This window comes from Sporolactobacillus caesalpiniae, assembly GCF_040513385.1.
GTDB lineage: Bacteria > Bacillota > Bacilli > Bacillales > Sporolactobacillaceae > Sporolactobacillus.
On sequence record NZ_JBEVCB010000004.1, the window covers coordinates 201,930 to 214,001 of the forward strand.

The window sequence follows — 12,072 nt, forward strand, 5'->3', positions numbered from 1 at the left end:
AGCACTGGCTGGATAGGCATTGAACTAAGGCGTAATGAAGAAAGTGCTTATACTATTCGCCTGCTCTTTTTGTCGTATATCACAACGGTTACAATTGAACCAAGAACCATCACAGCATTTGCGACAATGGTTCCCGCCCAAGTCATCGTCATGGTGCCAAAGATGGGGGATGCCGCATTGAACATGGTGTGGAATAATACGCACATAAACACGCGGCCTTTTCCGGATATTTTGTAGACTGCCCCGTAGAAAAACCGAAATGCAATGACTTGAACGGCAAACATCCAAAAGTTAATGAGTCCCGCGCAGTGATTCGTCCCCGGAATGAAGAAGAGCGGGATATGCCATAAAACCCAAATGATTCCAACAGAAACAGCAGATAAAACAAAGCCATATTTTTTGTTAAGCTCAGGCTGCAATATGTACATCCAACCGGCTTCCTCCAAGCCACCGATAATAAGATTACCAGGTAGGGCAAGGAAGAACGTATAAAATGGAAGCACCATTTCCGTGCGACCTGAAACTGCAAGATGTATCAAAAAGTACAGCGCAAGCCCTGCAACAACGAACAAATAGAGAGATATGTTATTTTTGGCGTAGAAAACAGTTTTCAACCATTCCTTAAAACCTGCTATTTTGTTATTTTTCTTCAGAACGATACATGAAGCAATAGCGGGCGACAAAATATAGATTGCAAAAGGAATGCTCATTACAGGGTGCTGTAACGATTCTTGAATTGTAGCGTGAACCGAAAATCCGAATTGCCCAAGAGCAATCAAAGCACCTGACGCAATATAGGCTATGCAAAATGTCAGCATCGTAAATTGCACGATGATTTTTTTGTCTGTCACGATTTCTTCATCTCACATCTGTATTCCACATTCTGTCGTGGTATCCATTTTTCTTTAAATGTCCTGCCTTCTCGCCCAAGCCCATAAAAGAACCTGTTCAGATTCTTTTTCTACGCATTTTATCTTTAATAGTACGCCTTACACCATCTACAGTAAATATTTTATATAAGATTGAGAACAGAAAAAATCCAGGAATAAAATCTTCCTGAATCTTAATCATAATCTATAATAATCCTGCTCTATTACATAAACAGCTCGATACTCACTTTACCCGAACATCAGCGAACCACAAGGACTGAAATAGGGGAATATTTTGCCATATATGCTGCCTGGCTGCCAAAATGTTTGGCAATACCTTTTTTGTCTTCAGAACCGACAACTAATAAATCGGCGTCTGTGTGAGGAATGATATCTTTTACGATTAGTTCACCTGGCACGCCTTCGGCTACAATAGCATCAACCTTCTCTACGCCAAAATCCAATGCAACCTTTTTATAAACCTGAACATGCGCTTCCAGATCCTCACGCTTGCCGTGAATAAAATCCTTATTCAGCGCTTGATAGACATTCATATCCCCTTTTTCTAATATGGATACAATGGTCAGCTTCAGTTTATCTCTCTTTGCACGATTCAACGCATATCTGAATGCTAACTGTGCATCTGCCGAATCATCAACGCCCACTAATATATGAGAAAAATCTTCCTTCATCAATTATTCCTCCATTCAGTCATCACAAGGATGTAATGAATTGCCAAACAATTTGCAAGTTAAGATATGTGAGCACAATGGTACATAACCAAGCGACAATCGTTACCCACAGTTTATTTACAAAACGTTCGCCCATGATTTTCTTGGAACTGGTAAAAAGGGTCAGTGGAATCATGGATATCGGCAAGGCAATTGACAAGAATACCTGCGAATTCACGAGCAAGTTATCCATTGCGCTTTCTTCACCATGATAAATAATCGTGCATGCTAAAACAGGAATAACGGAGATCAGACGTGTGATCAAACGACGCGCCCACAAAGGCATTGTCATGTGAATAAATCCTTCCATGACAATCTGCCCGGTCAGTGTACCTGTAATCGTCGAGTTCTGCCCGGAAGCAAGAAGTGCGACGGCAAATAGTATGCTTAAAATAGGACTGGCTACCGCACCGGCCAGCTTATTGTCCTGCAATGCGTTAAAAAGAGAAGTAAACGTGCCAAGACCTTCACCATGTCCGAAGAACAGGGCGGCACCTAATATAAGCAGCAAACAATTGATAATAAACGCACCGGACAGTTGAATATTAGAATCCCAAGTTGCGAACTTGACCGCTGTGGCAACTTCTTTTTCATTGCTATGATCAATCTTGCGCGATTGTGCAATGGATGAATGCAGATAAAGATTGTGCGGCATGACCGTCGCGCCGACAATGCCGAGAGCCATCGTTAATTGTCCGGTATGCAAAATTTCAGGTTTCGGAACAAATCCGGAAAACATAGCCGCAATATTAGGGTTAGAAATAGCTACTTCATAGAGGAAAACGAGCAAAATGACTGCAATTAAAGTGATAACAATGGCTTCAATTTTTCTAAAGCCCAACTTAGTCAACAAGAGCAGCAGCAGAACATCAAGAACGGTCAACGAAACACCGACCACAAGCGGGATGTGGAACAATAATTGAAGCGCGATGGCACCACCGATTACTTCAGCAATATCGGTTGCACATATGGCCGCCTCAGTTGTAATCCAAAGTACGACTCCTAAGACTTTTCCTGAATGAGCACGTGTTGCCTGAGCTAAATCCATTTGCGCTACAATGCCCAGTTTTGCAGACATGTACTGAAGCAGCATCGCGATCAAACTTGAAATAAGGATGACGGAAATTAATAGATAGCCATATTGCGCACCGCCGCCAATCGAAGTCACCCAGTTTCCAGGATCCATATAACCGACTGCAACAAGCGCTCCCGGGCCTGAAAAAGCGGCTAAATTTCGCCAAAAGGTTCCGTCTTTTGGTACTTGAACCGTACTGTTAATTTCTTCGAGACTTGGTCCGTTTGCATACTCAAGTAATTTACGACGCTGGGGTTGTTTAACATCTTCCAAATCAGACATACTTCCACACCTCTCGATTCAACTATTTTTTCCAATCTGAAAACTTGATGGATCAATCCGATCTTCCCCGGCACCGACATTGAAATTCAGAATCAATTGATTCACTTCGTGCCGTCCTTGCAACAAGAAATCATGGTCACAGCAAAAACCAAGTGATATCGATTATTATCATGACCATAATTTCTTCTTCGATTGAGAAGTGATCCATAATGACGTTCTTCCAAATCTAACTGTCTGCTGTGAAAGATCAATTAATCGTCACATTCCCATTTTCTCATTACCAATCTCCTTTCATTGACGAATTATTGTTTCCTTTAGTTAACTTTAATTCCCTAACACAATATACCTCTGTTTTCGTTCGTTAACAACCCCATTAAATAATTTTTTTGATTTTTTTCATCTGCTGAAAAAAATTATTTTATTTGATCCAACTGATGAGGTTTCTCTGTAAGAAAAACCGGGCGGCTCGATCCTTACTTCCGCAGGATGCGGTGACTTTCGCGTTGCATACAAGTCATATGCGTACTTAGCGAAAGTTCCTTACATACGAAAGCCCCTTTGTTCCAAATACCGTTTTGAATCATCAACCTTGTGCGTGAACATACATTTCTAGTTCACACTGGTAGGAAAGTATAAGAAAACATTTAAAGGAAACGAGTGTAAGCGGTCCGAAAAAACGCCGCGTCCTGCGGCTCACCGGACACTAGGCCGTCCATGGCCGTCGCAACTAAGTCTTCGCCTTCGCCAGAGGCTTGGCCGAGCCAAGTTTTCTTAATTCAGTATCGCGGCCAGAATAAAATAAGCGGAGATTTTCCGGTTATTTGCATCATGACGCTTGTTTCACAGGTAAATAAGGGTAATTTTTTCGCTTATTCACAGAAAAATCCTCCATTTTCACGTTTTTCGATTCGATAAGCGGAATTTCTCCGTCTATTTAAGCTATTTTCTTGTTTATTTTCGAATTAGGCGGAATTTTTCCGTTTATTTCTCAGATCGGACGCTTACCTGATCGCCCAGCCCAACCGAACCTTATGACCTTATCGTCATACCGACAAGGCAAAACGATAAACTTTCTTAACCTGCAAAAGAAAAGCCCCCTGAAGTTGATTAATTCAACTTCAGGGGGTCCGTTCAAGCGCTTCATTCATTTTTGTTTAGAAATTATTTTTAATTTTGTGTAACCGGTTTGCCCGCTTCGAGCAATACTTTGTTTCTTCCCATGAACAGGGCCAGAACAAACATGACCGCACCAGTTCCAAGGAGCAGCCATTCGATTCGGATGAGATCCGCAATCGGCCCAAAGACCAGCATCCCCAATGGCATCATCGATGTTGAAATCATCCCCATCACCCCGAAAACACGGCCCAAATAATCCTCTTCGACTTTCTCCTGCAGCAGTACGGTCGTCGGTGTATTTAAGATTGGCATGGCCACACCGAACAGGGCCATAAAGGTGAGATAGATCCAGAAGTTGTAAACGAACGCTCCCAGTGCGAACGTACAGAATCCCATCAGCAGGGCTGAAAAGGTCATTGTCTTCATTCTATTTTGAAATCCGCCCCAGGATGCAATGATCCCGCCCCCGGCCATCATGCCGACGGAAAACGCGATCTCAACCGCTGTCAAGCGCCAAACATCACTGCCGAATGTACGTGTGACCTGCAGCGGAGTCAGGAAGGCTGCCGGTGCCATCAAGACAAAGAAGACAGCAAAGTACAGGAAGAAGACCTTCAGAAATCCGTGGTTATTAACATAGCGCAATCCTTCCCTAAAGTCGTTGAAGTAGCTCGTCGTCTGCTTCTTCAATGCTTTTTCATGTACAGATACTTTGACAAAGGTGAGCATTGTTGTGATTGCAAGGGCAGCAGTAACGACATCGATAAAAAAGATGATTTCGATAGACGCCATGGTCAGCAGAGCGGCACTGACAATTGGCGAGACGAACATGATCACCGCCTGGATGCTGCCGTTCGTACCGTTCACCTTCGTCAATTTATCCTTGGGCACAATTTGCGGCAGAATTGCGCCGACTGCCGGTGTCTGGATCCCCGTTCCAAAGGCGCGAATCGCCGCCATAAGAAAGAGCAGCCAAATCGAGTCAAATCCGGCTAAAAAGAAAATGGCTAGAATGAGTGTTGCCGTGGCGACTAACCCATCTGACAACATAATGATGTTCTTTCTGTTAAATCGATCTGCCCAAACCCCCGCGACGGGAGACAACAGAAAAGTCGGAATAAACCCGCAAATGATGTATACCGTCATCATCAACCCGGATCCCGTTCGCAGCGTGACATACCACATCATCGCGTATTGAACCAATGACGATCCAAAGAGCGATATCGTCTGACTGCTCAAAAAGAGGATAATATTCTTTAACCAATGCTCCTTTAGAGGAGAATTTATTGTATTCACGGTAAATCACTCATTTCTCTTCTAATTTTTACTACAGCCATGCACTGTTTACGCGCGAATCGCCTGATTCAGGCATCAAAAAAGAGGGGAGCACTCTCCCCTCTTTTTCATCACCTTTATGATAAGGTTCCCTGAAAACAGACAGACCAATCCCACTACTCTGAGCACAGTCAGAGCTCTCAAACGTATTTAATTAGCGAATGAAAGAAGTGATTCTTAATCTCATGTATGCTGTCAAAGGGAGAACCTCCAATTTTTTTACCAACAAATTAAGTTTAACAAAGGAAGTGAGATGCGACAATAAATAAGTATGATTACCTTTTGAATACGCGCCTGACCTATTTAAGCAAGCATTGTGCTGCGGTCTTTTCATGAGTCAGCAGCCACTTCTTCCTTTCAACTCCACCGCCGTATCCGCCAAGAGTACCATCCGACTGAATCACTCGATGACATGGAACAATGATGGCGAGTTGATTGGCACCATTCGCATTTCCAATTGCGCGAACTGCCTTCGGATTGCCGATTAATCCAGCTATATCTTTGTACGTTGCGGTCTCACCCGTCCTAATAGTCATTAATTGTTTCCAAACACTTTTCTGAAAATCGGAACCCAGAAGCATAATTGGTGTTTTAAATACGGTTAAACCTTTATCAAAATAGTGATTGAGCTCACTTTCAATTTGATTTGATCGATCAGTCATCCCTGGTATTATAGAGGCATTTAGTCGATTTCTTAAACGTTCAATTTCTCTCTCCAATCCCCGTCTATCGGCAAATTCGAGTAAATAGAGAAAATTTTCGTCAACAATACTCACCATGGGACCTAAAGGCGTATCAATCCAACTTGCATAGAGCGTTATTATCTTTTTAGACATATTCGGTGTTCTGCCCATAATTTTAGAAAAAGCATCATGAAATCCGCTTGAAGACGTATAGCCCAAATCAATTTGTGTATTAATGATTTTTTCTCCCGTGCGTATTGATTTCATCGCGATCCCCATTCTTCTTGCTCTGGCATATTGTACAAAGGTCATGTTGTAGTTCTTCTTGAACTGTCTTCGAGCTGTTGCAGCATGGATGCCCAGTTCGTTAAAATCAGAATCCTTCCATCTCTTTTCAGGATTTTCTTCAACGAGCGCAACCATTTTTTGAACGAGCGGTGATTGTCCCTGAGGAAATGATAAGGGATTGCATCGCTTACATGGGCGGAAACCTGCTAAAAGTGCTTCCTCTGCCGTCTCATAAAACAAGCAATTTTCATAGTTCGGCTTTCTTGCGGGGCAAGTTGCATGACAGAATACCCCGGTTGTTTTAATGGCGGCAAAAAAAATGCCATCAAAGGTTGAATCTCGATTAACCAGAGCTTGATAGTATTTTCTTTTCTTCGACTCATCGCTAATCACCGCCAAGCACCTCGTTTCGATTTAAAAAAGTTACTGGTGTTATCATTAGTTAAATTATAGCGGCAATCTCATTATGGGGCATACGAAAAATGAACATCTATTTGTTCAAAGACTATCTTAACTACTGCAAATGAGCACAAGCCTACGGGAATTCCATAGCGTAAAAAAAGAGCTGCCTCAAAGTCAAAATGACTGATCAGACAGCTCTTGCATTTAGTCTAGTTGCTTATGCCATCGTTCATGATGGGTGCTGACCATCGCCTGAGACGGTGCCTCGGGATCCAAGTCATGTTTGATACTGTTCACGGCAATCGGTCCTTCAACAAAGCCGGCGGCGATTAAGTAAACCTTTTGCGCGTATGATGCGGCATTACCGATCGCGAAAATGCCTTTAATTGTGGACTCCATTCGTGAATCAACGACAATACCGTTATTCTCCAGAGACAGTCCCCATCGCTCAATTCCTCCAAGTCCATATTGGAAGCCATGATTCACAATAAGCGCGTCAGCCCGGATCTTCTCTGCTTTATTCGCAGAGCGCACTATAACAGATTCCAGCTTCTCTGAACCTGACAGCGCGACAATCTCGGAATCAAGCAATACATCAACTGAATGGCTCTTCAGCCGTTCAACCTGATGCTCGAGCGCACGAGTAAATTGCTCACCCCTGTAGACAACGGTTACTTTCCTACAAATCGGCGCAAGTTCCGCCGCCCAGTCGAGTGCTCCGTCACCGCCGCCGGAGATGACCACATCCTTACCGGAAAACTGTTGCAAGTGGCGCACGGCATAAAAGAGGCCTCTACCTTCAAATCGCTCAGCCCCTTCAAGCTGCAGCTTATTGACCTCAAAGGTTCCGCACCCAACTGCTAGGATGATTTTGCGTGTATGATGCACATCACCATTCGTGCTGATCAGGTTAAACGAGCCGTCCTCTCGTTTCTCCATGCGGTCGATGACCTGATTGGTTACAATCTTCGGCTGGAATGTTTCCGCTTGACGAGTTAACTGCTCAACTAACGCCTCACCTGTAATGGTGACTACACCGCCAACATCGTAGATCGTTTTTTCCGGATAAAAATGAGTAATGACGCCGCCTAAATCATTTTTCGCTTCGATGATTTTCGTCTTCAAAGCACGCATACCACTGTAGAAAGCTGTGTAGAGGCCGGCAGGCCCTCCGCCGATGATGGTCACATCATATAAATCGCTCATTAGTACACTCCTTTACTGAAAAATCTCTTGAACGCCTGCCTCAATCACCCGTGCCCTGATTCACTTATTTATACAAATCAGGGTACATTTCTTTCGCGAGTGTATCCAAACCATCAAGCGTGTTGTAGCTGTAGCTGAACAGATAATTGTAGTCCATGCTATATATTTTTTTATTTTTGATCGCCTTCATACTGGACAACTTCGGGTTTGAGTAAAGAGCCTTTTTCATCTTGCTTCCGTCCGCTCCCCAATCCAGAACAATCAGCACATCCGGGTCGGTTTTCACCAGCGTTTCAACGCTGACATTGCCATTTACATTTTGGAAGACATTACTCAGTTTGACCATCTTGAATGCGTTATTGAAGAATGTCTCACCATAGGCAGAATAGACGTAAACCTCTTTTGGATCAGACATATGCAGATAGGCAAAAGTTTGCGGCTTTTTTATTTTGGATAATTGTGCATTAATCTTTTTCTGATGAGCCTTCAGTTTATTGGAAAATGCCTTGGCTTTATCTTGGACATTAAAAATTTTCCCGAGATTATCAATATCTTCGTAAATGTCATTATACGTACCCCCGCGGATCGAGGACTTAAGTGCATACGTACCGACGCCCATAGAGTTCAGCGAATCGACTGTTCCAACACCCCAGTCTGCATTGTCAAACAAATCGCCGCGGCTGACAATAATGTCCGGATTGGTTCCGATCGCCACTTCTTTACCAACATAGGAACTGCCAAGTTTCTTCAATGAATTATACTGTTTCTCAACCGATGTATCCGCAGCGCCAAAGTTGCCGCCAACCCCGACAATCCTGTCTTTCAAGCCAAGATGAAGAAGCAGTTCTGCCACGGTTCGTGTGGTCGCCATCACACGCTTCGGTTCCTTCTTCACTACTTGATCCTTCTTCTTCCAATCTTTTCCGCCTTCTGCCTTCGTATAGTTATGAATAGTCAGCGGATAGTGCGATTTGCTGCTCTTTGCAGCCTTGTCCGATCCGTCATTTGTTGCTGAATTCCCACAGCCGGCAAGCAGCAAGAGCGCTGTCAAGCCGCAGGCAAGTAATTTTTTCATTTTCATGATGATCCTCCTCAAATTCCGTAGGCAAAGCCTAATCGTTTAGTTACTGGATTTATATAAGTCTGGCATTTGATTTGATAGAGTGCTTCAACAGTTTCAGGCGTCAGTACTTCTTCCGGCTTCCCGTGCGCATATATTTTCCCGTCTTTAACCGCGTACAGGTAATCGCAGTACATCACCGCCAACTCTAAATCATGAAGCGCTGCTAGTACGCTGATTCCGAGCTGCTTCACGCAGGATAGAATTTCAAACTGATAGCGAATGTCCAGATGATTCGTTGGTTCATCAAGAATCATCAACTGCGGCTGCTGGACAATGGTGCGCGCAAGAATAACCCGTTGCTTCTCACCGCCGGACAGCGACAGGTAGCTGCGCGTTCGATAGTCTTGCAATCGCGTCCGTCTCAATGCTTCTTCGACAATCTCATAATCATCCGCTTGATCCGATTCCAGCAATTTCTTGTGCGGTGTACGCCCAAGTAGCACCATTTGTTCAACAGTTAAATCAAAGCTCATTTCATTAAACTGTCCGACAACACCCAGATGCTGCGACACCTTTTTCTCCGAGCTCTTTAAGACATTAAGATCGCCTAAAAAAACGCTTCCGCTTTGAGGTGTCAGACTTTTATAGATGCTTTTAAGCAGTGTCGATTTCCCACAGCCGTTCGGCCCGATCAGCCCGACAAACTGCTTGTTCTTCACAAAGACAGAAGCATTTTTGATGATTTCCTTTTTTCCCATTCGTACATGCAGTTCTTTTGCGGCAAGTTCCATTCCTCAGCCTCCAAAGTTATAGCCTTTTTTCACAATCATATAGATGAAGAGTGGTGAACCGATCACCGAGGTGATGATCCCGATCGGAAGGTCAACATTGGGAACCAGCGTCCGGGACAAGATGTCTGCCCAGATGAGAAAGAGACCGCCTAAGAGCAGCGTCGCCGGCATCAAACGTTTATGGTCCGCGCCGAAGAGCCCGCGGCAAATGTGCGGAACAATGAGTCCGACAAAGCCAATTGTTCCGGAATAAGCGACCATTGTTCCCGTGATCAACGCTGCGAGCACCATGTAAAGCTTACGAAATGCGCTTAGATTAATCCCAAGCGTCACCGCTGATTCATCACCGAGCAGCATCGTGTTCAGAACGCGATGTTGGAAGAGAAAAATGCCACACCCAAGCAGCACGACGATTGTTAAAATCGGCACCTTGTCCCAGCTTGACGGAGCAAGACTTCCCATTGACCAGAAGGCGACCTGCTGAACACCCTCCGCGTTGTTGGCAAAGTAGATGACCAGACTTGAGAGCGAGCTGCAAAAAGCGCCAACGACAACTCCCGAGAGTACAAGCTTCACCGAGGTCGCCTTTCCGCCAATGCTCGAGAGTAAAAGCACAGCGGCAGATGTGATAACCGCGCCAACAAATGCACCAAAAGCGACCCCGAAGTTAGCGAAAAACGCGCTGGATCCAAACCCAACCAGAATCGCGATGGTCGCTCCAAGTGAAGCTCCGGAAGAGATACCGATAATGTATGGATCCGCAAGCGGATTCTGCACAACAGCCTGCATTACGGTCCCGCATAGAGAAAGGCCCATACCGATCAGCAAAGCAAAAATCACGCGCGGCATTCGGATCTGATAGATGATGTTGAAATAGGATTCGTTTCCGACCGCATCCGGAGAACCCAAACTGCCATTTGTAAGCACGTGCAGTAAGATATTCATCGATTGCCCGAATGGAATATGTACTTGTCCGATTGATACGGAATATACTGCTGAAATGGCAATCAAAAAGAGTAGGAACAATATAATCGGATAGTAAAAATAGCCGATTCGATCACTCCTAACTCTGTGCTTGACCAAAGAAATCACCTCTCCACAATTCAAGTGATAATGATTATCATTATCTATTATGATTTTAAGCCATAATGTACCAAAAAACAAGACTTTTTTGTGATTATCGTCACACTAAAAAAGCTTTACTAAGGACTGGACGTGATTAAACGACGCCTTCCCCTCATTCAGCTTTCAAAAAAATAAAGCAAAAAAAAGAACTCGTTCAACTTTGACTTTGAGCGAGTTCTGGTGCACTAATTTTGATTTCATTAAAAAAAGGTATATCGTGTGACGATGTTTTCTGCAGATTTATCGAGCGTTTTGACACTTTTATCGAGCGTTTCCAATGGTTTATCGAGCGTTTTGACACTTTTATCGAGCGTTTCCAATGGTTTATCGAGCGCTTTGATACTTTTATCGAGCGTTTCCAATGGTTTATCGAGCGCCTTGGTACTTTTATCGAGCGTTTTACGCGTTGATCAATTTTGTCAAAACTCCATGAATGAAGCAGTCCTTTTACTCCTCTATTCTCTTCAAAACTCTTGCCGGATTTCCGGCGACACACACATTGTCCGGCACATCCTTGGTGACGACTGAACCTGATCCGATGACGACATTATTGCCGATCGTAACCCCAGGATTAATCACGGCCCGCCCGCCGATCCAAACATTGTCGCCAATTGTTACCGGCTTCCCAAATTCCACACCCGATGTACGCAGTTTCGCATTAAGCGGGTGCGCCGCAGTATAAATATGAACACCCGGAGCACACATGCAGTTATCTCCAATGCGAATCTCGCAAATATCTAAAAAGACACAATCAAAATTCGCATAAAAATGGTCGCCTACGTGGATGTTGTAGCCATAATCGCAATGAAACGTTGGCTCAATGTATAACTTATCTCCGGTTGACCCGAAGAGCTGTTTTAATAATCCCCTTCTCTTATCTCGCTCTGTTTCGAGCGTTTCATTATATAATCCTGTCAGCCTCCGCGCATTCAAGCGATCGCTTATTAATATCGAATCCGACGCGTCATACAGCTCTCCATTAATCATTTTTTCTTTTTCGGTTGTCATTAATTGGACTCCTTATTTTTGAATTTCATAGAAAATCGGTGGCCGAAGTCCAAGTAAATATCGGATTTCAACCACCGAGCCTATTACAAATAGCCTAG

At 44.0% G+C, this 12,072-nt stretch carries 12 protein-coding genes; 1 reads left to right on the forward strand and 11 read right to left on the reverse strand.

Annotated elements, in window-relative coordinates:
• Positions 1-47: 47 nt before the first annotated feature.
• From ABWW58_RS09380 to ABWW58_RS09425, 10 genes are all read right to left on the reverse strand, one after another.
• The gene (locus tag ABWW58_RS09380) at positions 48-851 is read right to left on the reverse strand and encodes a CPBP family intramembrane glutamic endopeptidase (protein ID WP_353868884.1); all 804 of its coding nucleotides are present in this window, start codon (positions 849-851) and stop codon (positions 48-50) included.
• Positions 852-858: 7 nt separating this feature from the next.
• Positions 859-936 carry a hypothetical protein gene (locus tag ABWW58_RS09385; RefSeq protein WP_353869080.1) on the reverse strand — a complete coding sequence of 26 codons (78 nt, stop codon included), beginning with the start codon at positions 934-936 and terminating at the stop codon, positions 859-861.
• A gap of 193 nt (positions 937-1,129) precedes the next feature.
• A complete protein-coding gene (locus tag ABWW58_RS09390; RefSeq protein WP_353868885.1) occupies positions 1,130-1,561 on the reverse strand; it encodes a universal stress protein in 432 nt (143 codons plus the stop codon).
• A 22-nt stretch (positions 1,562-1,583) separates the two neighbouring features.
• Positions 1,584-2,957, reverse strand: a complete 1,374-nt coding sequence (locus ABWW58_RS09395) for an Nramp family divalent metal transporter (protein WP_353868886.1) — start codon at positions 2,955-2,957, stop codon at positions 1,584-1,586.
• Between the two features lie 1,167 nt (positions 2,958-4,124).
• A complete protein-coding gene (locus ABWW58_RS09400) occupies positions 4,125-5,369 on the reverse strand; it encodes an MFS transporter (RefSeq protein WP_353868887.1) in 1,245 nt (414 codons plus the stop codon).
• Between the two features lie 338 nt (positions 5,370-5,707).
• Positions 5,708-6,769, reverse strand: coding sequence for a bifunctional transcriptional activator/DNA repair enzyme AdaA (locus ABWW58_RS09405; protein WP_445783429.1), 1,062 nt, complete (start codon positions 6,767-6,769; stop codon positions 5,708-5,710).
• A gap of 216 nt (positions 6,770-6,985) precedes the next feature.
• Entirely contained in the window at positions 6,986-7,987 is a 1,002-nt protein-coding gene (locus tag ABWW58_RS09410) for an NAD(P)/FAD-dependent oxidoreductase (RefSeq protein WP_353868889.1), read from the reverse strand.
• A 64-nt stretch (positions 7,988-8,051) separates the two neighbouring features.
• On the reverse strand, positions 8,052-9,068 hold the full coding sequence (locus ABWW58_RS09415; RefSeq protein WP_353868890.1) for an ABC transporter substrate-binding protein: 1,017 nt from the start codon (positions 9,066-9,068) through the stop codon (positions 8,052-8,054).
• Between the two features lie 11 nt (positions 9,069-9,079).
• Positions 9,080-9,841, reverse strand: a complete 762-nt coding sequence (locus ABWW58_RS09420) for an ABC transporter ATP-binding protein (protein ID WP_353868891.1) — start codon at positions 9,839-9,841, stop codon at positions 9,080-9,082.
• Positions 9,842-9,844: 3 nt separating this feature from the next.
• The gene (locus ABWW58_RS09425; protein WP_353868892.1) at positions 9,845-10,924 is read right to left on the reverse strand and encodes a FecCD family ABC transporter permease; all 1,080 of its coding nucleotides are present in this window, start codon (positions 10,922-10,924) and stop codon (positions 9,845-9,847) included.
• A gap of 233 nt (positions 10,925-11,157) precedes the next feature.
• Between ABWW58_RS09425 and ABWW58_RS09430 the strand changes: the two genes are divergently transcribed.
• A complete protein-coding gene (locus ABWW58_RS09430) occupies positions 11,158-11,376 on the forward strand; it encodes a hypothetical protein (RefSeq protein ID WP_353868893.1) in 219 nt (72 codons plus the stop codon).
• A gap of 37 nt (positions 11,377-11,413) precedes the next feature.
• Here ABWW58_RS09430 and ABWW58_RS09435 read toward each other — a convergent pair whose 3' ends face one another.
• Positions 11,414-11,974: a sugar O-acetyltransferase gene (locus ABWW58_RS09435; RefSeq protein ID WP_353868894.1), complete on the reverse strand. Its 561-nt coding sequence runs from the start codon at positions 11,972-11,974 to the stop codon at positions 11,414-11,416.
• Between the last annotated feature and the right edge of the window lie 98 nt (positions 11,975-12,072).

Coding starts and splice junctions, on each gene's coding strand:
- ABWW58_RS09385 (WP_353869080.1), bottom strand. CDS start 936: ATGGGCTTGGGCGAGAAGGCAGGACATTTAAAGAAAAATGGATACCAC.
- ABWW58_RS09390 (WP_353868885.1), bottom strand. CDS start 1,561: ATGAAGGAAGATTTTTCTCATATATTAGTGGGCGTTGATGATTCGGCA.
- ABWW58_RS09395 (WP_353868886.1), bottom strand. CDS start 2,957: ATGTCTGATTTGGAAGATGTTAAACAACCCCAGCGTCGTAAATTACTT.
- ABWW58_RS09410 (WP_353868889.1), bottom strand. CDS start 7,987: ATGAGCGATTTATATGATGTGACCATCATCGGCGGAGGGCCTGCCGGC.
- ABWW58_RS09415 (WP_353868890.1), bottom strand. CDS start 9,068: ATGAAAATGAAAAAATTACTTGCCTGCGGCTTGACAGCGCTCTTGCTG.
- ABWW58_RS09420 (WP_353868891.1), bottom strand. CDS start 9,841: ATGGAACTTGCCGCAAAAGAACTGCATGTACGAATGGGAAAAAAGGAA.
- ABWW58_RS09435 (WP_353868894.1), bottom strand. CDS start 11,974: ATGACAACCGAAAAAGAAAAAATGATTAATGGAGAGCTGTATGACGCG.